Annotated in this window: 17 protein-coding genes; 7 read left to right on the top strand and 10 right to left on the bottom strand. The window is 70.9% G+C overall.

Going from position 1 to position 20,522, the window contains the following annotated elements; translation table 11 throughout:
* The first annotated feature begins 5 nt into the window (after positions 1 to 5).
* Positions 6 to 590 (top strand): hypothetical protein, encoded by a 585-nt coding sequence (locus ABCR94_RS09660; RefSeq protein WP_347118789.1) that lies wholly within the window; start codon positions 6 to 8, stop codon positions 588 to 590.
* 10 nt (positions 591 to 600) lie between these two features.
* Here the strand turns inward: ABCR94_RS09660 and ABCR94_RS09655 are convergent, their stop codons facing one another.
* Positions 601 to 1,173 carry a cob(I)yrinic acid a,c-diamide adenosyltransferase gene (locus ABCR94_RS09655; RefSeq protein WP_347118788.1) on the bottom strand — a complete coding sequence of 191 codons (573 nt, stop codon included), beginning with the start codon at positions 1,171 to 1,173 and terminating at the stop codon, positions 601 to 603.
* A gap of 399 nt (positions 1,174 to 1,572) precedes the next feature.
* Here ABCR94_RS09655 and ABCR94_RS09650 point away from each other — a divergent pair, with 399 nt between their 5' ends.
* The 3 genes from ABCR94_RS09650 (at position 1,573) to ABCR94_RS09640 (ending at position 5,781) form a co-directional block, all read left to right on the top strand.
* Positions 1,573 to 2,421 carry a 3-hydroxyacyl-CoA dehydrogenase family protein gene (locus ABCR94_RS09650; protein WP_347118787.1) on the top strand — a complete coding sequence of 283 codons (849 nt, stop codon included), beginning with the start codon at positions 1,573 to 1,575 and terminating at the stop codon, positions 2,419 to 2,421.
* A 225-nt stretch (positions 2,422 to 2,646) separates the two neighbouring features.
* Positions 2,647 to 2,970, top strand: a complete 324-nt coding sequence (locus ABCR94_RS09645) for an STAS domain-containing protein (protein WP_347118786.1) — start codon at positions 2,647 to 2,649, stop codon at positions 2,968 to 2,970.
* A 237-nt stretch (positions 2,971 to 3,207) separates the two neighbouring features.
* Positions 3,208 to 5,781: an ATP-binding protein gene (locus tag ABCR94_RS09640; protein WP_347118785.1), complete on the top strand. Its 2,574-nt coding sequence runs from the start codon at positions 3,208 to 3,210 to the stop codon at positions 5,779 to 5,781.
* A gap of 400 nt (positions 5,782 to 6,181) precedes the next feature.
* On the opposite strand, the gene nucS is transcribed toward ABCR94_RS09640, so the two are convergent.
* Positions 6,182 to 6,853, bottom strand: a complete 672-nt coding sequence (gene nucS / locus ABCR94_RS09635; protein ID WP_347118784.1) for an endonuclease NucS — start codon at positions 6,851 to 6,853, stop codon at positions 6,182 to 6,184.
* 219 nt (positions 6,854 to 7,072) lie between these two features.
* Between nucS and ABCR94_RS09630 the strand changes: the two genes are divergently transcribed.
* Entirely contained in the window at positions 7,073 to 7,465 is a 393-nt protein-coding gene (locus ABCR94_RS09630) for an SCO5389 family protein (protein WP_283517413.1), read from the top strand.
* 110 nt (positions 7,466 to 7,575) lie between these two features.
* Here ABCR94_RS09630 and ABCR94_RS09625 read toward each other — a convergent pair whose 3' ends face one another.
* Positions 7,576 to 8,607 carry an LLM class flavin-dependent oxidoreductase gene (locus ABCR94_RS09625; RefSeq protein WP_347118783.1) on the bottom strand — a complete coding sequence of 344 codons (1,032 nt, stop codon included), beginning with the start codon at positions 8,605 to 8,607 and terminating at the stop codon, positions 7,576 to 7,578.
* Between the two features lie 223 nt (positions 8,608 to 8,830).
* Between ABCR94_RS09625 and ABCR94_RS09620 the strand changes: the two genes are divergently transcribed.
* Positions 8,831 to 9,163, top strand: a complete 333-nt coding sequence (locus tag ABCR94_RS09620) for an Rv1322 family protein (protein WP_347119131.1) — start codon at positions 8,831 to 8,833, stop codon at positions 9,161 to 9,163.
* A 56-nt stretch (positions 9,164 to 9,219) separates the two neighbouring features.
* Here the strand turns inward: ABCR94_RS09620 and ABCR94_RS09615 are convergent, their stop codons facing one another.
* The 3 genes from ABCR94_RS09615 to ABCR94_RS09605 form a co-directional block, all read right to left on the bottom strand.
* A complete protein-coding gene (locus ABCR94_RS09615) occupies positions 9,220 to 10,065 on the bottom strand; it encodes an ABC transporter permease (protein WP_347118782.1) in 846 nt (281 codons plus the stop codon).
* A complete protein-coding gene (locus ABCR94_RS09610) occupies positions 10,062 to 11,288 on the bottom strand; it encodes an ABC transporter ATP-binding protein (protein ID WP_347119130.1) in 1,227 nt (408 codons plus the stop codon). The genes ABCR94_RS09615 and ABCR94_RS09610 overlap by 4 nt, the downstream gene beginning before the upstream one ends.
* A gap of 99 nt (positions 11,289 to 11,387) precedes the next feature.
* Complete coding sequence (locus ABCR94_RS09605) at positions 11,388 to 12,293, bottom strand: hypothetical protein (RefSeq protein WP_347118781.1); 906 nt, start codon at positions 12,291 to 12,293, stop codon at positions 11,388 to 11,390.
* A gap of 169 nt (positions 12,294 to 12,462) precedes the next feature.
* Here ABCR94_RS09605 and ABCR94_RS09600 point away from each other — a divergent pair, with 169 nt between their 5' ends.
* Positions 12,463 to 13,554 carry a hypothetical protein gene (locus ABCR94_RS09600; protein WP_347118780.1) on the top strand — a complete coding sequence of 364 codons (1,092 nt, stop codon included), beginning with the start codon at positions 12,463 to 12,465 and terminating at the stop codon, positions 13,552 to 13,554.
* On the opposite strand, the gene ABCR94_RS09595 is transcribed toward ABCR94_RS09600, so the two are convergent.
* From ABCR94_RS09595 to scy, 4 genes are all read right to left on the bottom strand, one after another.
* Positions 13,535 to 14,305, bottom strand: coding sequence for an ABC-2 transporter permease family protein (locus tag ABCR94_RS09595; RefSeq protein WP_347118779.1), 771 nt, complete (start codon positions 14,303 to 14,305; stop codon positions 13,535 to 13,537). The two genes, ABCR94_RS09600 and ABCR94_RS09595, sit on opposite strands and share 20 nt — an antisense overlap.
* A 2-nt stretch (positions 14,306 to 14,307) precedes the next feature.
* Positions 14,308 to 15,276 (bottom strand): ABC transporter ATP-binding protein, encoded by a 969-nt coding sequence (locus tag ABCR94_RS09590; protein ID WP_347118778.1) that lies wholly within the window; start codon positions 15,274 to 15,276, stop codon positions 14,308 to 14,310.
* A gap of 134 nt (positions 15,277 to 15,410) precedes the next feature.
* Positions 15,411 to 16,352: a coiled-coil domain-containing protein gene (locus ABCR94_RS09585; protein ID WP_347118777.1), complete on the bottom strand. Its 942-nt coding sequence runs from the start codon at positions 16,350 to 16,352 to the stop codon at positions 15,411 to 15,413.
* 183 nt (positions 16,353 to 16,535) lie between these two features.
* The gene (gene scy, locus ABCR94_RS09580) at positions 16,536 to 20,498 is read right to left on the bottom strand and encodes a polarized growth protein Scy (protein WP_521976589.1); all 3,963 of its coding nucleotides are present in this window, start codon (positions 20,496 to 20,498) and stop codon (positions 16,536 to 16,538) included.
* Positions 20,499 to 20,522 lie beyond the last annotated feature (24 nt).

Here is a 20,522-nt window from a genome sequence, read left to right as displayed (position 1 = left end):
ACACCGTGATCGTCACGTTGATCGTCATCTGCGAGGTCGGCTTCTGGGTCCTGCTGGCCGCGGGACTGGCCCTGCGGTACGTGGCCAGGATGCCGCGCACCGGAGCGGCCGTGCTGCTCATGGAGCCGCTGCTTGAGGTCGTCCTGCTCGTCGTCACGGCGATCGACCTGAAGAACGGCGCCGAGCCGGGCACAGTGCACGGCCTGGCAGCCGTCTATATCGGCTTCACGCTGGCCATGGGCCACCGTGCCATCAAGTGGGCCGACGCCCGGGTCTCGCACCGCTTCTTCGGCGGCCCGCCGCCCGTCGCGCCGCCGAAGTACGGGATGGCCCGCGCCGTCAACGAGTGGAAGGTCGCGGGCCGCTGGGTGCTCGCGGCGGCGATCGCACTCGGCCTGCTCCAGGCCGCGATCTGGTACGTCGGGGGTGACGGCGAGGTCGGCTCGCTGCGCACCTGGCAGCACAGGATGCTCGTGCTGGCGGGCATCAACGTGGTCATCGCCGGGGCGTACACGCTGTTCCCGAAGAAGGCCCCGGCCGGCGCGGCCCCCGTCGAGGCGGAGGGCCCTCGCTCCTTCACCAAGCTCTGAGCACGCAGGCTCAGCGCTCGCCGCCCGGGACCCACAGCACGTCTCCGACCTCCTTGTTGGCCGCGCGGGCCAGGATGAACAGGAGGTCGGAGAGCCGGTTGAGGTAGGTGGCGGTCAGCGCGTTCATGACCTCGCCGTGCACCTCCATGGCGGCCCAGGTGGAGCGCTCCGCCCGCCGCACCACGGTGCACGCCTGGTGCAGCAGCGCGGCCCCCGGAGTGCCGCCCGGCAGGATGAAACTGCGCAGTTTCTCCAGCTCCTCCAGGAAGTGGTCGCAGTCCGCCTCCAGCTTGTCGATGTACGACTGCTCGACGCGCAGCGGCGGGTACTTGGGGCTCTCCACCACCGGGGTCGACAGGTCCGCGCCCACGTCGAAGAGGTCGTTCTGGACCCGGACGAGGACCTTCACGATCTCCTCGGACAGCTGCCCCAGGGCGACCGCCGTGCCGATGACGGCATTGGCCTCGTTGGCATCGGCGTACGCCGAGATCCGCAAGTCGGTCTTGGCGGTGCGGCTCATGTCGCCGAGGGCGGTGGTGCCCTGGTCGCCGGTACGGGTGTAGATGCGCGTCAGATTGACCATGCGCCCGAGCCTAGGCGGTGTCCGCCACGCGCCGAGCCCGCGCAGGACGCGTGTGCCGACCGTCACGCTCACCGGGCCGGGGCGGCCGACACCGGCGCGGCCGACACCGGCACGCCGCACTGCGGTATCGCCGTACTCACCGAGGTGACCGAGGTGACCGAGGCGACCGAGGTGTCCCGTGAGGCCCTTGTCGTCATGGGCCTCACGGGGGAACTCCTGAGCGAAAAGGGGCTCAACTATGCGGTACGCAACACCGAATGAGGCGTCCCGGTGTGATGTCCGTCATCTGAGACGTGACGCGCATCTCTTAGCCGCCACACGGCCCCTCACGAGCGCTAACCTCCGCCGAAGAGGCTGAATTGAACAGGCAATGGTGCCAAGGGAATCAAGGGGTACGTCGTGGCCAGGAAGCTCGCCGTCATCGGGGCCGGACTCATGGGGTCCGGAATCGCGCAGGTCTCGGCGCAGGCGGGCTGGGACGTCGTTCTGCGTGACGTCACCGACGCCGCGCTGACCCGCGGCCGGGACGGAATCAGGGCCTCGTACGACAAGTTCGTCGCCAAGGGCAAGCTGGAGGCCGCCGACGCGGACGCCGCGCTCTCCCGCATCACCACGACCACCGACCTCGACGCCGTCGGCGACGCCGACATCGTCGTCGAGGCCGTCTTCGAGAAGCTTGAGGTCAAGCACGAGATCTTCCGGGCACTCGACAAGATTGTCCGCCCGGACACGATTCTCGCGTCCAACACCTCCGCGATCCCGATCACCAAGATCGCGGCCGTGACGGAGCACCCGGAGCGGGTCGTCGGTGCCCACTTCTTCTCGCCCGTACCGATGATGCAGCTCTGCGAACTGGTGCGCGGCTACAAGACCAGCGACGAAACAATCGCCACCACGCGGGAGTTCGCCGAATCCGTCGGCAAGACCTGCATCGTCGTCAACCGTGACGTCGCGGGCTTCGTCACCACCCGCCTGATCTCGGCGCTCGTCGTCGAGGCCGCCAAGCTCTACGAGTCGGGCGTCGCCTCGGCCGAGGACATCGACATCGCCTGCAAGCTGGGCTTCGGCCACGCCATGGGCCCGCTCGCCACCGCCGACCTGACCGGCGTCGACATCCTGCTCCACGCGACCAGCAACATCTACACGGAGTCGCAGGACGAGAAGTTCGCACCGCCGGAGCTGATGCGCCGGATGGTGGACGCCGGTGACATCGGGCGCAAGAGCGGGCAGGGATTCTATAAGCACTGAGCCGCATCACTCCTCCGGGATCACCCTCAGGAGTGAATTCGGTATCGGTTCGCTTACGGACGGCAACTTCTTTGCCTTCCGGGCAGTCAGTTGCAGTGAGCTCAGAAGAAGTAGCTCAGAAGAAGTAGCGAAGTTGCGCAGCGCATCAGAAGTGACGAGCGGTTCAAAGAAGCAGAGAAGCAACGGCCGGTACATACGAGCACCGAGCACTCTTGGGGAGCGCATATGCACATCAGGGGCGATCATGTCGAGCTGGTCGTCGGGGGCCGCCTCGACGTGCGCAGCGCGGCGGACGCCCGGACGGCCCTGCACTCGGCCGTCGACGACGGTGTCGGCGATCTGGTGCTGGACCTGACCGAGCTGGACTCCTGGGACGCCACTGGTCTGGGCGTCATCATGGGAGCCCACCGACGGGCCGGGCGGGCCGGCCGGCGACTAGTGCTGCGCGGTGTGCCGCCGCAGATGCAGCGACTGCTGGTGGCCACCCGGCTGCACCGCATCCTCGCCATCGAGGGCGGCATCGTGGCGGAGTCGCTGCCTCGCGTGTGACGCATGTGATGTGAGGCAATTGTGCGAAAGGCGCGTCGCGCACAATCCTCACGAGACTGTGACGTCTAGGGCGGGGTGGCACCCCACCCATTCATGGATACTGAGCAAAGGTCTAGGGTTCGGTCGCCTGCCCGAATGACGAACCCAAATGCGGTGGGCACCGGACCAGAAGCGACAGCGAGCGTGTGAAAGGCCGGGAGGGGCATCCGCACGCCACGCATCTGGGGGGCTTTGACCATGGACCCGATAATCCGGGGACCGGAAGAGTACGGCCACGACAACGATCACCTCGGCGTGAGCAGCGCCGGTGACGACGCGCGCCGACCACCGCGAGACGCGCTCACGGCGGACTTCGGGGAGCCGTCACCCGCTCTCGCCCGCACCGTCCGGCTTGTCTCGGGCGACCTGCTGCTCACCGTCAATCCCGTCGACGGCAGCGAGATAGAGGCCTGCCCACCCGGCGAGCGCCCGCCCCGCCCGTCCCGGCTCGGCGCGGAGGACCGCGCCGAGCTGCAGCGCGCGGCCAGGCCACCGATACCCGCGGGCCCCGCCGTTCCCGAGCGACCGCTCCTGGAGCGCCAGGAGGAGCGTGAGCGGCTCCGACTGCTGCTGGCGCGCGGCCGCTCGGTCCGGCTGACCGGAGCGCCCGGGTCCGGTCGTACGGCCCTCCTCGACGCAGTCGCCGGTGACTGCGCGGACCTCGCCCCCGACGGCGTCGTACGGCTCAGCGGACACCGGCGTACGCCCGGTGATCTGCTCCAGGAGCTCTTCGCCGCCGTCTACAGCGCGCCGCTGCACCGCCCCGACCGGGCGGAGCTGCTCGACCTGGTCCACGACATCGGCGCGGTCGTCGTTCTGGACGACCTGGAGTTCGGCGGGGCCTCCCTCGACGAGATCCTCGACGCCACGCCCGAGTGCGCCTTCCTGCTCGCCGCCTCGCCCGACACCGCCGCGCCCTCGCCCGACGCGCACATCGAGGAGGTTCTCCTCGTCGGCCTCGGCCGCACCACCAGCGTGGAGCTCCTGGAGCGGGCCGTGGAGCGGCCCCTCACGGACGACGAGGCGAACTGGGCGGGCGACCTGTGGTTCGAGTCCGAGGGACTGCCGCTGCGCTTCGTGCAGGCGGGCGCGCTGCTGCTGCAGCGCGAGATGCTGCGCGCCGACCCGAACGCGTTCGACGAGTACGGATACTTCACCGAGCAGCCCGTCGACGCGCCCTTCGACGCGGCGGACGGCCACGACGTGCCGCTGCCTACGCTGGCGGAGGGTGCGGCGCCCGCGCCGCTGCTCGCCTCCCGGCTGAGCGAGTCCGCCCGCGCCACCCTGCGCTTCGCTCTCGCGCTCGGCGGCGAGGTGCCGCACCAGGCGCACCTGCCGGCCCTCGTGGGGGACACCCACGCGGACGCCGCGCTCGGCGAGCTGATGAGCTGCGGCCTGCTCTCGCCGGTCGGTGCGCGCTACCGGCTGGCGGCCGGTGTGGCGCTCCAGCTGGAGTCCGCGGGGTACGCGGACGGTCTGACGGAGCGGGCGCACACCGCGGCCCAGCACTACGCCTGGTGGGCCGGGCACCCCTCGGTCACGCCCGAGCGGGCGGCGACGGAGGCCGGCGCGGTCCTGGCGGCGATGACCGCGATGCTGCCGGGCACCGGGGCCGGGCATCCCAGCGCGGCTGTGCTGCTGGCCCGTACGGCAGCACCCGCGTTCGCCGCGGGACTGTGCTGGGGCGCGTGGGAGCGGGCCCTGCGGACCGGGCAGGAGGCCGCGCGGATCGCCGGTGAGGTGGCCGAAGAGGCTTACTTCCACCATGAGTTGGGTGTGCTCGCGCTGTGCTCGGGGAATCTTGACCGGGCCCGCGCCGAGCTGGAGGCGTCCATCGCGATGCGCGGTGCGCTGGCCGACCGGAGCGGGACCGTCGCGGGCCGCAGGGCGCTCGCCCTGGTCGCCGACCGGTCCGGCACTCTGGTGTCCGGTGGGCGTACGCCCGCGGGCGAAGAGGTGCCCGCGGCGCGATACGAGGAGTCGGCGTCGCCGCCCGGCGGCGTACCGGCGGCCGTGGTGCCGCTCCTGCTGCCCGAGCGGCCCGAGCGGCTCGCGTTGACGAGTGGCGAGAGCACGCTGGTCACCAACCGTTCCGGGTCCGCCGCCGACGGGGGCGGTGGCGGGCGGCGCGGAGTGCTCAAGGGCGCCCGGCGCAATGTGGTGGCGGCCGGGGCTGGCGCGCTGCTCGTCGCCGTGCTCGGCACCGTAGTGACGCTCGGGGCGACGTCCGGGGGCGAGGATTCGCCGGACAAGGTCAAGTCCGAGCAGTCGGCCAATGAGGGCGACGGCCAGGACGGCCTGCCGGCCGACGAGCCGACCCAGGGCTCGACCGAACGTCCCGGCGACCCGGGCTTCCCGGCGGCGCCGGGTACGTCCGGCAGTCCCGAGCCGGGTGAGAGTGGTGACGGGGCCGCGCCCGGTGACCCGTCCACCAGCGGGAAGCCGTCGGACAAGCCGTCCGACCCGTCGTCGCCAGGCCGGCCGCCGTCCTCCGGTCCTTCGAAGCCGCCGCCGGGTGGGGGCGGGTCGACGCGGCCGCCGTCCTCGTCGCCGCCGTCCTCGCCCTCCACGTCCCCGACGAAGCCGTCGAGTCCGCCGCCGTCCTCGTCGTCCCCGGCGACGACACCGCCGCCGTCGGCCGAGCCGGGTACGTCGGATTCGGCGAGTGTGCCGGTTACGAGTGCGCCGGTTACGAGTGCGTCGACGAGTAGCGGTGGGGTGCCGGTGAGCAGTGGCGCGTCCGGGGCGTCCGGGGCGGCGTCCGTCATCTAGCGGGTGGCGGTGGCGTGGGTGCGGGGTGCGCGTGCGGGGCCGGTGGTGGGTGTGGGGTGCCTGCGGCGCTGTTCCCCTACCCGCCCCTTCCCGAAACTGGGGCTCCGCCCCAGACCCCGGTCCTCAAACGCCGGACGGCTGGGATGGCGGGGTGAGGCGAGGTGGGGTGGGAGTGGCGTGGCCTCGCCCACGTCCCGGTCCTGGTCCTCAAACGCCGGATGGCGGGGTGAGGCGGGGCGGGGTGGGAGGTGCGTGGCCCCGCCCGCGTCCCGGTCCCGGTTCTCAAGGGTCGGACGGCTAAGGGGCGGGTGGGATGTGCGGGGTGGACCCGAGCCTCGCCCCCGGACTCCGGTCCGGTTACCCCGGGCGGGCCGGGACGAGAGGTCGGTCAAGGTCGGGGTCAGAACAGCCTGAGCTTGTCGTCCTCGATGCCTCGCATCGCGTTGTAGTCCAGGATCAGGCAGCCGATCCCGCGGTCCGTCGCCAGTACGCGGGCCTGCGGCTTGATCTCCTGGGCTGCGAAAACGCCCCGGACCGGCGCCAGATGCGGGTCGCGGTTGAGCAGTTCGAGGTAGCGGGTGAGCTGCTCGACGCCGTCGATGTCACCGCGACGCTTGAGCTCGACCGCCACGGTCGCCCCGTCCGCGTCGCGGCACAGGATGTCCACCGGGCCGATGGCCGTGGGATATTCGCGCCGGATCAAGGAGTAGCCCTCGCCCAGTGTCTCGATCCGGTCTGCGAGCAGCTCCTGAAGGTGCGCTTCCACGCCGTCCTTGATGAGCCCCGGATCCACGCCGAGCTCGTGCGACGTGTCATGGAGGATCTCCTCCATGGTGATGATCAGTTTCTCGCCCGCTTTGTTGATCACTGTCCAGACACCGGCGTGGTCCCCGGTGCCCTCCTTGAGTGTGCAGGGCGGTGACATCCAGTTGAGTGGTTTGTACGCCCGGTCGTCCGCGTGAATCGAGACGCTGCCGTCCGCCTTCACCAGGATGAGACGGAGGGCGGAGGGCAGATGGGCGGTGAGCCGGCCCGCGTAGTCCACGGAGCAGCGGGCGATGACGAGACGCATGGTCGGCAACGCTACTCGACGATGCCTTGTCCACGCGATTCGCCCTGTAAGACCCCGTTCGTTATTGGCCGGTTGTGTTCCCAATCTCCTGGTGCGGCGTGGACTGCGCGCTTACCGTGGAAGCGGGTGGTTGTCGTTCGTGCACTCTGCGTCGCCGGCCGCTTTCCCTGCCCGTAAGACTCCATCGCTCCGTGCGGTGGGGTCGCGAGAGGAGAACCCATGTCGCTGGACGTCTCACCGGCACTGTTGGAACAGGCCGAGCGAGGCGAGGTCGACGAAGCCGCATTCGTCGACTGCGTCCGGACTTCCCTGCCTTACGCATGGGAGATGATCAGCTCTCTGGTGGCTCAGCTGAAGGTCGACGGCGGCGAGTTCGCCGACAACCAGACGCCCCCGCCGGACGAGCAGGCACGTGGTCAGCTGCTGCGTGCACTTGCGAGTGACGCGATTCGCGGTGCACTGCAGCGGCATTTCGGCGTACGTCTTGCGTTCCAGAACTGCCACCGCGTAGCGGTGTTCCCGCTGGACGCTTCATCGGACGAGCGGCTCGGCCGCTTCACCTCGATGAGGGGCCAGTTGCTCAACCAGTCTCCGCTGCTGCGCGACTGCTGAGCTGTCGCTGCCGCTCCGCATTGCGGGAGGTGCAACTGATGTCGGAGCGGCAGTGTCCCTCAAGTCCCCATCCAAGTAGGCCTGTTACGCGTGCGTTCCGTCCGCGGAGGTCAGGCGAGCAGCGGCAGTACCTCGGCCCCCAGCCTGCGTACGTTCTCCTCGGTTGTCGCCAGATCGCCCGAGCCCTCGACGAGCAGGGCGAAGCGTGTGATGCCCGTGCGCTCCGCGGTGGCCGCCAGTCGGTCCGCGGCCAGCCTGGGCGAGCCCACCGGGTGGAGTCCGCACAGCATCTCCGTATAGGCGACGGGATCGCGCATGGTGCGGCGTCGCCCGTCGACCGTCACATGGGCGTCGAGCCCCTGCTTGAGCCAGCCGGGCATCGCCTTCGTCAGCTGCTCCGACGCGTCCGCCGTGCTGTCCCCGATCTGGGCGACGCCGGCCGACACATGGGCGGCCCGCGCGACCGCCCCCGGCGAGTGGCCCGCGGCGAGTGCGTGCGTACGCCACAGGTTGACCATCTCCGCCTTGTCCTCGTCGCCGCAGTGCATGCCGAGCAGCATCGGTAGTCCGCGCTCGGCGGCCAGCCGCACACTGTTGGGCGAGGTGCAGGCGACGATGACCTCGGGTCCCGACGCCTCCTCGCGCAGCAGCTCGTCCGCCCTGGGCACCACGGCGACCTCGCGGAAGGCGAAACGATCCCCCTGCGCCGAGACGCGGGCCTCGCGCAGCCATCGCAGCAGCAGGTCCAGCGACTCCGGGAACCCGTGCTCGTACGCGGACAGGCCCGATCCGAACACCTCCAGGTCCACCCACGGCCCGCCCCGCCCGACGCCGAGCGTGAAGCGCCCGCCGGAGGTGAGATGCAGCAGCGCGGCCTGCTCGCCGAGGGCGACCGGGTGCACCGTCGGCAGGACGCTGACCGCCGTCCCGACGCGGATCCGGCTGGTGCGGCCGAGCAGCAGCGCGGCGAGCGTCACGGCGGACGGACACACGCCGTACGGCACGAAGTGGTGCTCGGCGAGCCAGACCGAATCGAGTCCGGACTCCTCGGCGACTTCCGCCGATCGCACCGCTCGATGCAGCGCTTCCCCCTGGCCCTGGCCCGGAAACTGGGCGGCCAATACAAACGTTCCCACACGCATCGCCTTCTGCCTCCTTGCGGCCGACGCGGTCTCCCCCTTACTGGCAACAACGTCCGACACGTGCCAAAGGCACGGCCCAGAAGCAAGTTGTTGCGATTTTCCGGTAAGCCGTTCCTGCAGAGTCTCGCGCTCCTGTGCGTCCTGTGCAGTGCGGTACGCGTACCCGTACCGAATGGCCCTAGGCTTGGGGGGAACCAGTCCGATCGGCCCCGTGAGGTTCAACGTGTCCCCGCGCCGCAACCGCCCCCGAGGCGGCGACGAGAGTCAGCCCGAGTTCGACAGTGCTGCGACGGGGGACAGATTCGGGCTGCAGAGCACCGAGTCGTGGCAGGGCGAGCAGTGGTCGCTGCGCCATGTCGCAGGCGGCGGCGCGGCGGGCAAGCGCTACCGCTGCCCCGGTTGCGACCAGGAGATTCCGTCCGGGGTCGCGCATCTGGTGGCCTGGTCCGAGTACGGCGGTGTCGACGACCGCAGGCACTGGCACAAGGCCTGCTGGAACGCGAAGGACCGCCGCACCTCCAGGGTGCAGCGGTCCCGTAACGCGCCGAAGTACTAGACGTAGATGTACTGGACGTATATGTACTGGACGTCGACGTATTGGACGGGCTAGGGCTAGACGTCCCGCTTCTCCAGGGCGAAGAAGGCGCCGCCCAGTGCCAGTACCGCCACTCCCAGCATGAGCCACACGGGTTCCCAGCCCGCCGGGCCTGAGTCGGAGAGCTCGGCGCCGTAGAGGGCGGCCAACTGGCTGGGGATCGCGTACTGGAAGAGAGCCTGCTGCACGTCGACGAGCGATTCCGAGAACATGAACATCGCCAGCACCAGCGGGAACAGGAACAGGCCGATCATCACGGTGATCCCGCCCGCGGAGTGCCGCAGCATCGAGCCGACCGCGAGTGACACCAGGCCGAGCAGCGCCATGAACAGACCGACGCCGACGGTGGAGCGCAGCCAGACATCGCCGGAGGCGTTCGGGGCATCCACGATCGCGGTCTGCAACAGGCCCACGACGGTGGTCGACACCGTGGTGATGGCGAAGGACAGCAGGAAGAAGACCATCGCCTTGGCGGCCAGCACGCGCGAGCGGCTGGGGCAGGCGGTCAGGGTGGTACGGATCATGCCGGTGCCGTACTCCGAGGAGACGGTCAGCACGCCGAGGGCGATGACGCAGATGCTGCCGAGCATCGTGCCGACGACGCCCAGAATGAGAGCGGGCTCGCTCACGGGGCCGGAGTCGGTGGTCGAGGACAGGACCAGTGCGATGATCAGGCCGACGCCCAGGACCAGCAGGATCATCACCCCGAGTGTCCACATCGTGGACCGCACGGACCGGATCTTGGTCCACTCGGAGGCGAGCGCGTCGGCGAGGGTCGCCCGGCGCACCGGGATCGGCGAGACGTACGAGGCGACGCCCTGCTGCTGGTACTGGGGCGGGCCCTGCTGATACGGGGTCGTCATCGGGGGTCCTCGGGGCTGTCGCGCTTGGTCAGGTCCGCGGCGGGCGCTGCCGGGGGAGCGGGCGGCGCCACCGGCGGGGCGACGGGCGCGGCAGGCCCCGCAGGAGCGGCCTGCGGGGCCGCCTGGGGTGTCGCGTACGGATTGGCGCCCGGGGCGGTGCCCGGGGGCCCTGAGATGCCGCCGAAGGGCTGCTGGCCACCGGCCTGGGGCGGCGGCGGCGGGTACCAGCCCTGCTGCGGCGGCGCGATCGGCTCGGGCTGGAAGTGCCCGGGGAGCGGCTGCTGCTGGAAACCGGCCAGCTGGTCGTCGGTCGAGCGGAAGTCCACCGCGCCCTGCGTCATCCGCATGTACGCCTCTTCGAGCGAGGCCTGGTGCGGGGAGAGCTCCCACAGCTGTACGTCGGTCTGGTACGCGAGGTCGCTGATCCGCGGCAACGGCAGCCCGACGACGCGCAGCGCCCCGTCCGGCTCCGGGATGACCTGGCCGCCGGCCTCGGCGAGCGCGGACGCCAGCTTCTCCCGCTGCTGCGGATCGGTCTGCGGCGTACGCACCCGGGCGAAGTCCGCGGAGTTGTGCGAGATGAAGTCCTTGACGCTCATGTCGGAGAGCAGCTGACCGCGCCCGATGACGATGAGGTGCTCGGCGGTGACCGCCATCTCGCTCATCAGGTGGCTGGAGACGAAGACCGTACGGCCCTCGGCGGCCAAGGACTTCATGAGGTTGCGGACCCACAGGATGCCCTCGGGGTCCAGACCGTTGATCGGCTCGTCGAACAGCAGCACCTGCGGGTCGCCGAGCAGCGCCGCGGCGATGCCCAGGCGCTGCCCCATGCCGAGCGAGAAGCCGTTGGAGCGCCGCTTGGCGACGTCCTGGAGGCCAACGACGCCGAGCACCTCGTCGACCCGGCTCGCCGGGATGCCGGACAGCTGCGCCAGCGACAGCAGGTGATTGCGCGCGCTGCGCCCGCCGTGCACCGCCTTGGCGTCGAGCAGGGCGCCCACCTGACGGGGAGCGTTGGGCAGCTGCCGGAAGGGATGGCCGCCGATCGTGACATGACCCGCCGTGGGGTTGTCGAGCCCCAGGATCATGCGCATCGTCGTGGACTTGCCGGAGCCGTTGGGCCCCAGGAAGCCCGTCACCGTGCCCGGACGGACTTGGAAGGAAAGGTTGTACACGGCCGTCTTGGCGCCGTAGCGCTTCGTCAGGCCGACTGCCTCGATCATTCTGAAGCCCATCGACAGGTCGGGTGTCGGGGCTGTGACCTTGTGGCCGAACATGCCCCCGTAAGGATTAGGAGGATAACCAGCCGTTGACGGTTCCTGCTAAGCCGGGGACGGGAGCGAACCTGCGAGCGCCGGCAGGTCGTCGTACAGGCGCAGCACGGGGGAGCCGTCCACGTAAGGCAGGAAGTCGGTCTGCGGCAGCACCCAGCCCTCCTCGCCGAAGATCCGGGTGCCCTTCTCGCGCAGCGAGCGGTCCGCGCCCGCCTGCCGCACCCAGGACTCCGGGTCGGGGCCGAGCAGGTCGCCCAGCCGGTCCGAGGCGGCGAGCAGCGCGGCGAGCAGCTCGGACTGGTCGCCGCCGCCGGGGCGGGGGGTGCCGTCGGGGCCGGCGAGGACGCCGTGCGCGCTGAAGTAGATGTACGCGCCGCCGAGCCGCTCGCCGGACGGCATCGTCATCGGGAACTCGTCGCCGGGCAGTATCGCGCGCCGGTAGTCGGGGAACTCCGTGTCGTCGACGGCCTTGAGCTGCGAGCTGTCCAGCCAGGCGACGACCAGGGTGGCCTCGGCGCCCTTGGCGACGTACGGGGTGCCCGCGACGTAACCGGCCGGGCTGATGTGGCCCGAGCAGCCGACGCCGATGCCCTCGATACGTACCGGCACCATCGGCACCGTCGCCGGGATGCCGAGCCGGGTCAGCTTGTGGCTGACCTGTCCCGGTGAGGCGTTGGAGCCGACGGCGATCACCGGGTGGCGGCTGCCGGTCACGACCTGGCCGAGCCCCGACAGCGCCTCGTCAAGACGCTGCGGTGGCGCCTCACCCCGGGACTGCCGCTCCCGCCTTTCCTCCACGTACCAGTCGCCGAGCCGCATCGGCCGGACGTCGAGCTGGAACAGCTCGTCGCCGCTGAGCAGCGACGGCTCGGGGGTGGGGTGCCCCGGGTAGGTCAGGGGCGCCCGGGCAGGCACATCGGCCAGGCCCAGTGCTTCGAGGCTTCGGTCCTTCACGGGTGACGCCCTTCGGGGATGGTCGCGCGTACGGGCAGAGCCTTCCATGCCTGGTCTACCCATGGCGCGGGTGCCCGACGACGGATGTGGCGCGGTTGTCCGGAACGGACACCGGGAAGGATCGCATGACATTATACGAACTCATTGGTACGGGGCGGGAGTTGGGCGGATGGCCGGATGGCTGGGCAGGCGCAGGTCACACCCCAGATATAGGACGTCGGTTCGCTGGTGGATCGCGGGGCGCACGGTGCACGCGCTGATGCTGATGGCGCTGGCCGCGCTGATGGGCCTCGCGCTGCTCATCGCCGTGGCCTGGACCCTCACCGACCGGTCGGGGCGGAGCCTGGGGGAGCGGTTCGGGGACGGCGAGGAACTGCTGACCCTCACGATGGAGGCCCTGCGTGCCTGCGTCGGCACCGACAACCTCAGCCCCGAGCGCGACAGCCTGGTTCACGCCGCCCTCGCGACCGTCGCCTCGGTGACGGGCGCGCTGGCGCCCGCGGTGCTGCTCGGCATCGTGCTGATCAAGATGTTCGCGCTGCGTCCGTTCATCTGGCGCTCGCGGGCGAGTGTCTCGCCGGCGAGCACCGCGGACTTCCCCGGGTACGCGCAGGATCCCGCGCACCGCGACCACGGGATCATCGCGGTGCGCTTCTACAACCACTTCGACAATCTCTCCGTGGTCGATCTGCGCGCCCGGGTGCATCTGCGCTACCTGGAGGAGTCGCCGTACGACCACAGCCAGGTCATCTACAAGAAGTGGCTGAAGGTCCTGGACGAGAAGGGCGAGCCGGCCGACGAGCGGTCCTGGCTGGCCGTGGAGCGGGGCGCGCCGTTCACGGTGTGGATCCCGGTCGACGCGCCGGTGCCCGAGCTGCCCTTCACCGAGATCCAGGGCAAGGACCTCTCGGCCGCCACCGATGTGAAGCTGCTGGTGCGGCTGACGGCCAGGACGGTGGGTCTGGGCACGGAGGTCGCCGACGAGCGGTGGTTCGAGCTGCGGGAGGGCAGCACCTGCGGCTTCGAGCTCGGGCGCTTCGTGCCGCTCGAAGCCGACGTGGACCGGGACGTGTGGTCCTGGGACGGGTGGCAGGACTTCGACGGGCTGCTGCCCGAGCCGGGCGATGCCCAGGGGTCGGGCGACGCCCCGGGACCGGGTCCCGCAGGCGGACCGGGCGACGGGCCAGGCCCCGGAAGCGGGATCGGGCCGCAGCGCGACCCCGCCTTGGGCGTCGGGGAGCCTACGCGTCGCGCTTCTTGAGCAGGACGTAGCCGCCGAGCAGAGCGGCGGCCGCCCACAGCGCCATGATCAACAGGCCGCCCCAAGGGCCGTAGGGGACGTCGCCGTTGAGTGGCGGGACCACTTGCATGATCTTGCTGCCGGCCTGGTCGGGGAGGTACTGGCCGACCTTCTTGGTCGCCGAGACATTGCCCAGGATCGGCGCGAGCAGGAAGAAGAACGGCATCAGGATGCCGAGCGCCAGCGTCGGGCCGCGCAGCATCGCCGCGACACCCATCGAGATCATCGCGATCAGGGTCATATAGAGCCCGCCGCCGATCACCGCGCGCAGCACACCCGGGTCACCGATGCTCGCCTTCAGGTCGCCCAGCATCGCCTGGCCGAGAAAGAACGAGATGAAGCTGGTCGCCATGCCGACCAGCAGGGCGAGCGCCGAGGCGACCGTGACCTTGCTGAAAAGGAAGGTGCCGCGCTGCGGAACGGCGGCCAGGGACATCCGGATCATTCCGGTGTTGTATTCGTTCGACACCACCAGCACACCGAAAACGATCATTGCGAGCTGACCGAGACTCATACCGGCGAAACTCACGAAGGTCGGGTCAAAAGTGAGCTTGTCCTCCGTGCTCAGCTTCTTGAATTCGTTCTTCGCCAGAAGGCTGATCAGCACACCGAGAGCGATCGTCACCACCGCGGAGAGGCCGAGCGTCCAGACCGTGGACTGGACGGATTTGATCTTCGTCCATTCCGACTTGAGTACCTGGGTGGTCGCCATGGTCAGGCCCCCTTCTGCTGCTGCGGGGCCGCACCCCAGCCGGTTCCCGGCGGAGGCCCGCCGTTGTCCGAGTGCGCGTGGTACTCGACGGATTCCGCGGTCAGCTGCATGAAGGCTTCCTCCAAGGACGCCCGCTGGGGGCTCAGCTCGTGCAGGACGAGCTGGTGCGCGGCGGCGAGCTCACCCAGCTGCTCCGAGGTCGAGCCGTCCACTTCGAGGGTGCCGTTGCCCGCGGTGACCGCGGTGATCCCGGCCTGGTGCAGGACATCGAGCAGCCGCTCCTGCTGTGGGGAGCGCAGGCGTACGTAACTGCGGGAGTTCTCCCGGATGAAGTCGGCCATCGTGGTGTCGGCGAGCAGCTTGCCCTGGCCGATGACGACCAAGTGGTCCGCGGTGAGGGCCATTTCGCTCATCAGGTGCGAGGAGACGAAGATCGTACGGCCCTGCGAGGCCAGTGACTTCATGAGGTTGCGGATCCAGTGGATCCCCTCCGGGTCGAGCCCGTTGACCGGCTCGTCGAACATCAGGATCTCGGGATCGCCGAGCAGGGCGCCCGCGATGCCCAGACGCTGGCCCATGCCGAGCGAGAAGCCCTTGGCGCGCTTCTTGGCGACCTGGGTGAGGCCCACCGTGTCCAGCACCTCGGAGACCCGGCTGTTCGGGATGCCGTTGCTCTGGGCCAGGCACAGCAGGTGGTTGTACGCGCTGCGGCCCCCGTGCATCGCCTTGGCGTCGAGCAGCGCGCCGATGTACTTCAGCGGATCCTTGAGGTCGGCGTAGTGCTTGCCGTCGATCCGGACGTCACCCGCGGTCGGGTTGTCCAGGCCGAGCAGCATCCGCATGGTGGTCGACTTGCCCGCGCCGTTGGGCCCCAGGAAGCCGGTCACGATGCCCGGACGTACGGTGAAGGAAAGTTGGTCGACGGCGATTTTGTCGCCGTACCATTTCGTCAGCCCCGTCAGCTCAATCATGCGGCCACGCTAGGGGCCCACAAAGCCCCCCGCCACTGGAATGGCGGAGGGCATGTGGACTTCACTCACCGTGTCTGACGGGTTGAGGGGTATCCGGTCGGCCTCCGTGGATGAAGGAGTGGGACCGGACGCCCCTACCGGGACTGCTGTGCCGGGACGCCGCGCGAGACCGGCTCGTCGTCGGCGGGGGTTCCGACGGCGGCGACGGCCGCGCCGGTCAGCGTGGCCAGCATCTCGCGGACGTTGGTCAGCTGTGCGTTGATCGAGTCGCGGCGGTTGGTGAGCGCCGCGAGCTCGCGCTCGGACTCGCTGCGGATCCGGTCGGCCTTCGCGTTCGCGTCGGCCACGATGTCCTCGGCCTGGCGCTGCGCGGTCTCCACCGTCTGACGGGCACGGCGCTCCGCGTCCGTACGCAGCTTCTCGGCCTCCAGTCGCAGCTGCTCGGCGCGGTGCTCGATCTCGGCCAGACGCTTCTCGGCCTTGGCCTGACGTGAGGCCAGGTCGCGCTCGGACTGCTCGCGACGCTTGGCCAGGTTGGTCTCGAAGTCCGCGGCGGCCTGGGCGGCCTTGGCGCGGGTCTCCTCGAAGAGGGCGTCCGCCTCCTCGCGCTTGGACTGCGCGTCCTTCTGCGCCTCGGTGCGCAGGGTCGACGCGTCGCCCTTCGCCTTCTCGACGATTCGTACGCCCTCGTCCTCGGCCTTGGCCTTGCGCTCCGTGGAGAACGATTCTGCGTCGTTGCGCACCTGCTGAGCGGCGGACTCGGCAAGCTCGCGGTGCTGCTCGGCAGCGCGGCGGGCCTCCTCGCGCAGGTCCTTCGCCTCCTCCTCGGCGAGGCGGAGGATCTTCTCGACGCGCGCACCGAGACCGGCGTACGACGGCTCGGCCTCGCTTACCTGGGCCTGGGCGTTCTGCGTTTCGAGGTGGAGCTCCTCGATGCGCTTTTCCAGAGCAGTGATACGGGCCAGAGCACTGTCACGGTCGGAGAGCAGCTTGGCAATGCGGTCGTCCACCTGACCGCGGTCGTAACCACGCCGCACCTGCTCGAAGCCGTAGGGGGAGGCGGAAGTGTCGCTCATGGGGTTCCTGTCGAATGAGACCGGTGAGGTGATAGGGGGAATCCTAGGGGCCCAAGCGGCGTGTCATCGAGCCAATGCCCGTTTGATCTGGAGAATGACACCCCTTTTGAGTGGCTAACTGTCGGACCGCTTGCCACCCGGAAGGATGAACTCCCTCGTCAGGCACGGCAGAAGCGTAAGGCGCTAGCTCTCGGAAGGTTTGCCACCCGAGCGTGTTCCGCCGGCCGCCGCACCCGCCTTGACGCCCCCGGTGCCGCCGCCGGCCCCGGACTTGCCGCCCGCGGTGGGGGCCTCGAATGACTCCAACGCCTCAAGTACGTCCTGGACACGGGAGATTTCTGCCTGAATGTCCTCGCGGCGGCGTACCAGCACATCCAGTTCGCGCCGGCCGTCCTCAACCATCTGCTTCGCCTCGGCCTCGGCCTCGGCGTGCACCCGCTCCGCCTCCCGCACCAGCTCGGCCTTCTTCTGCGCGGCCTCCTTCAGCAGATACTCGGCCTTCTTGACCGCGGAGATCCGGACCGTACTCGCCTCGGAATTGGCATCGGCCACCAGCTCCTTGGCCTTCTCCTGCGCCTCGGCCTCCTGCTCGATCGCCGCCTTCACCAGCCTGTCGACCCGCTCACCGGCCGTCCGCATCTGCTCCGAGGTCTCCCGGCGGGCCCGGTCGTGCAGCTCCTCGATCTCACCCTCCACCCGGGTGCGCAGCTCCTCCGCGCGCTCCCTTATGGCGGTCGCGTCCCTGCGGGCACCGACCAGCAGCTCGTCCGCGTCCGTACGGGCCTTCTCCACCAGGGAGTTGCCCTCGATCGTCGACTCCGTCACCAGCCGGTCGGCCTCCGTGCGGGCCGCGCCGACCATAATGTCGGCCTGCTCCTCCGCCTGGGTCGCGGCGACCAGCGCCTCCTCCTGGGCCTTCGCGATCAGCTGGTCCGCCTGCTCGGCGGCGTCCGCGCGACGCTTGGACGCCGCCTCGCGGGCCTCGTCGAGCAGCCGGTCCGACTCGGTGCGCGCCTCCGAACGCATGCGCTCGGCCCCGGCCTCCGCGTCCGCCCTGAGCCGCTCCGAATCGGCCCTGATCCGCTCGGCCGCCTGCTGCGCCGAGCCCACCGTCTCGGCGGCCTCCGCGCGCAGCCGCTCGGCCTCGCCCGCCGCCTCGGAGATGAGCTGATCGGCCTGCGTCGCCGCGTCGCCGCGCCGCTTGTCGGCGGCCTGCCGCGCCTCGTCGAGCACCCGCTCGGTCTCGGCACGCGCCTCGGCGCGCAGCCGCTCGGCCTCCGCCTCGACGTCCACCCTGATCTGCTCGGCCTCGGAACGGATCCGGGTCGCGTCCTGCCCGGCCGCAGTCAGCGCCTGTACGGCCTCGGCCGCCATCCGCTCGGCCTCGTGCGTCGCCTCGCCGACCAGCCGGTCGGCCTGCGTGGCGGCGTCGCCGCGAATGCGATTGGCGTCCTCGCGGGCCTCGGCGCGCGAACGGGCCGCGTCCTGGTCGGCCGACGCCAGCGAGTCCGACGCCTCCGTACGCATCCGCTGCGCCTGCTCGGCCGAGTCCGAGCGCAGCCGCTCGGACTCCTCGATGGCCTCGCCGACGGTCCGCTCGGCGAGCGCCTTCGCGGCGTCCGTCTCCTCCTGCGCCTGCCGGCGCACCCGGCCCGCGTCCTCGGCGGCCCGCTCCCGCTCGGCGTACGCGTCGGAGCGGACCCGGTCCGCCTCCTCCTGCGCCTCGGTCTTCGTACGCTCCGCCGCGTGCTCGGCGGCCGAGCGCAGCCCGGTGACGTCCTGCTCGGCCTGCTCGTGCAGCCCGGCCACCGCGTCCCGCACCTGCTGCGCGGTCTGCTCGGCGGCGGCGACCAGCTCGGTCGCCCGGTAGTCCGACTCCTGGACCAGGCGCTGCGCCTCGGTCTGCGCCTCCTCGACCCGCTTGCGGGCGGACGCCAGCAGCTCCTCGCTCTGCTCGCGGGCCTGCGTACGCTCGCTCTCCGCCTCCTCGCGGGCGGCGGCCAGCGTCTCCTCGGCCTCCCGGCGGCGCCTCGCGGCCTCCTCCTGGGCGGCGGCCAGCTCCTCGGCGGCCTCGGTCCCGACGCGCTCCGCGGCCGTCGCGGCCTCGGTGCGCATCCGGGTGGCGCTCTCCTGCGCCTCGGACTTGAGCCGCTCCGCCTCGTTCGCCGCCTCGCTGCGCAGCCGTACGGCGACGGCCTCGCCCTCCGCGCGGGACTGCGCGGCATCGGCCGCGGCCTCGTCACGCAGCCGCTCGGCCTCCGTCTCGGCCTGCGCCTGGAGCGTACGAATCCGCTCGGCCGCGTCGGAGCGCAGCCGCTCGATCTCTGCCTCCGCCTCACGACGGATCCGCTCGGCCTCGACGCGGGCCTCGCCCAGCGCCTCCTCGGCGGAGGCGACACGCTGCTCGGCCTCGGTGTGCAGCCGGGTCAGCTTGTCGGCGGCCTCGGCCCGGCGGGCCTCAATGCCGCGCTCCGCCTCCTCGCGCAGGGCGTCGGCGGCCTCCTGGGCGCCGGCCGTGGTGAGCTCGGCCTGCTCCTCGGTCTCGGTGCGCAGCCGCTCGGCCTCGGCGCGGGTGCGCTCCAGGGTCTCCTCGGCCTGCCTGCGCAGCGTGGTGGCGCGCTCGATCGCCTCGGCGCGGACCCGCTCGCTCTCCGTCGACGCGGAGGTGCGCAGCTCGTCGGAGTCGGTCTTCGCCTTGGTCAGCAGCTCCTCGGCGGTCCTGGCCGCCTCCTCGATCTGCTGGACGGCCTCCCGGCGGGCCTCACCGCGGATCCGCTCGCCCTCGGCGACCGCCTCGGCCCGCAGCTGCTCGGCCTCGCCGCGCAGCCTGCGCGCCTCCTCCTGCAGCTCGACCGTCTTGGCCCGGTACTCCTTGGTGTCGTCCTTGGCCGCGCCCTTGAGCTGGTCGGCCTGCTCGGCCGCGTCGCCGCGCAGCCGGTCGATCTCGGTCTCCGCCTCGCGGCGGATCCGCTCGGCCTCCTCGGAGGCCTTGCGGGTCGTCTCCTGGGCATCCTCGGACGCCTTGGTCAGGACCTCTTCGGCGATACGGGCGGCCTTGGCGAGCTGGGCCGCCGAGTCCTCGGCGACCAGCGCACGGGCGTTGTCGGCGGCCTCGGCGAGCAGCCGCTCGGCCTCCGCGCGGGAGTCGGCCAGCGACTGCTCGGCCTCCGCCTTGAGCGCCTCGGAGTCCTTGGTGGCCTCACCGACCAGCCGGGCGATCTCGGACTTGGCCGTACGGGTGCGCTGCTCATTGACGGACTCGGCCGTCGTCAGCTGCTTGGCCGCGGAGTCCTTGGCCTCGGTGAGGACCTTCTCGGCCTCGGCGCGCGCCTCGCGCAGCGCCGTCTCGGCCGCCTGCATCCGCTGCTCGGCGGTGCGGCTCAGCTCCGCGGCCTGCCTGCGTGCCTGGTCGGACTCGGTGGTCGTGGACGTACGCAGCTGCTCGGCGTGGGAGGTCGCCTCCTGCGCCTGGTTGGAGGCGGCGGTCAGCAGCCGCTCGGCGTCCTTGCGGGCGCGCAGCAGAATTGCTTCGGCCTCGCTGCGGGCGTTCTCGGCCTCCGAGCTGAGGCGCTGGCGGGCCTCGGCGGCGACGCGCTCGGTCTCGGCCCTGGCCGCGGCCAGGGCCTGATCGGCCTCGGCGCGCGACTCCTCCAGGAGGCGGCGGGCCTGCGACTCGGTACGGGCGCGCAGCTGCTCGGCCCACGCCACGTTCTCGTTGACGTGCGACTCGACGGTCTGGCGGCGCTCCGCCAGCTCCTGGTCGAGGCGCTGGCGGCGGGTGACGGCCTCGGTGTGCAACTCGGCCTGCAGGCTGGCCTGGTGCTCCGCGTGCTCCTGCAGGATCCGCTGCGTCTGCGCACGGGCGTCGCGCAGCTCGCGCTCGGCGTCGGTGCGCAGCTGATCGGCCTGGGTCTGGGCATTACGAAGCAGCTGCTCGGCCTGGTAGCCGATGTCCGCCGCGTCGTAGGCAGGGCGGGACGCGAGGTTGCGACGCGCCTCGTGGAGCTTGGCGCGCAACACCTCGACCTGGTAGCCGAGGTCCTCGGCGTGCTGAACGGCCTTCTCCCGATCGGTCTTCAGCCGTTCCATTTCGGCTTCGAACCGCGAGAGATGGTCGTCAGGCTCGTGGCGTTCGTAGCCCCGCACTGCGCGGTCCCATCCGTCCCCTGG

The sequence above is a fragment of the Streptomyces changchenzhani genome (assembly GCF_039766235.1).
Lineage (GTDB): Bacteria > Actinomycetota > Actinomycetes > Streptomycetales > Streptomycetaceae > Streptomyces.
Note: the sequence above shows the minus strand (reverse complement) of the source record. Positions and strands in the feature narration are given on the sequence as shown.

Coding starts and splice junctions, on each gene's coding strand:
- ABCR94_RS09640 (WP_347118785.1), top strand. CDS start 3,208: ATGGACCCGATAATCCGGGGACCGGAAGAGTACGGCCACGACAACGAT.
- ABCR94_RS09585 (WP_347118777.1), bottom strand. CDS start 16,352: ATGAGCGACACTTCCGCCTCCCCCTACGGCTTCGAGCAGGTGCGGCGT.
- ABCR94_RS09595 (WP_347118779.1), bottom strand. CDS start 14,305: ATGGCGACCACCCAGGTACTCAAGTCGGAATGGACGAAGATCAAATCC.
- ABCR94_RS09645 (WP_347118786.1), top strand. CDS start 2,647: ATGCACATCAGGGGCGATCATGTCGAGCTGGTCGTCGGGGGCCGCCTC.
- ABCR94_RS09630 (WP_283517413.1), top strand. CDS start 7,073: ATGTCGCTGGACGTCTCACCGGCACTGTTGGAACAGGCCGAGCGAGGC.
- ABCR94_RS09625 (WP_347118783.1), bottom strand. CDS start 8,607: ATGCGTGTGGGAACGTTTGTATTGGCCGCCCAGTTTCCGGGCCAGGGC.
- ABCR94_RS09615 (WP_347118782.1), bottom strand. CDS start 10,065: ATGACGACCCCGTATCAGCAGGGCCCGCCCCAGTACCAGCAGCAGGGC.
- ABCR94_RS09655 (WP_347118788.1), bottom strand. CDS start 1,173: ATGGTCAATCTGACGCGCATCTACACCCGTACCGGCGACCAGGGCACC.
- ABCR94_RS09590 (WP_347118778.1), bottom strand. CDS start 15,276: ATGATTGAGCTGACGGGGCTGACGAAATGGTACGGCGACAAAATCGCC.
- ABCR94_RS09610 (WP_347119130.1), bottom strand. CDS start 11,288: ATGATCGAGGCAGTCGGCCTGACGAAGCGCTACGGCGCCAAGACGGCC.
- ABCR94_RS09600 (WP_347118780.1), top strand. CDS start 12,463: ATGGCCGGATGGCTGGGCAGGCGCAGGTCACACCCCAGATATAGGACG.
- nucS (WP_347118784.1), bottom strand. CDS start 6,853: ATGCGTCTCGTCATCGCCCGCTGCTCCGTGGACTACGCGGGCCGGCTC.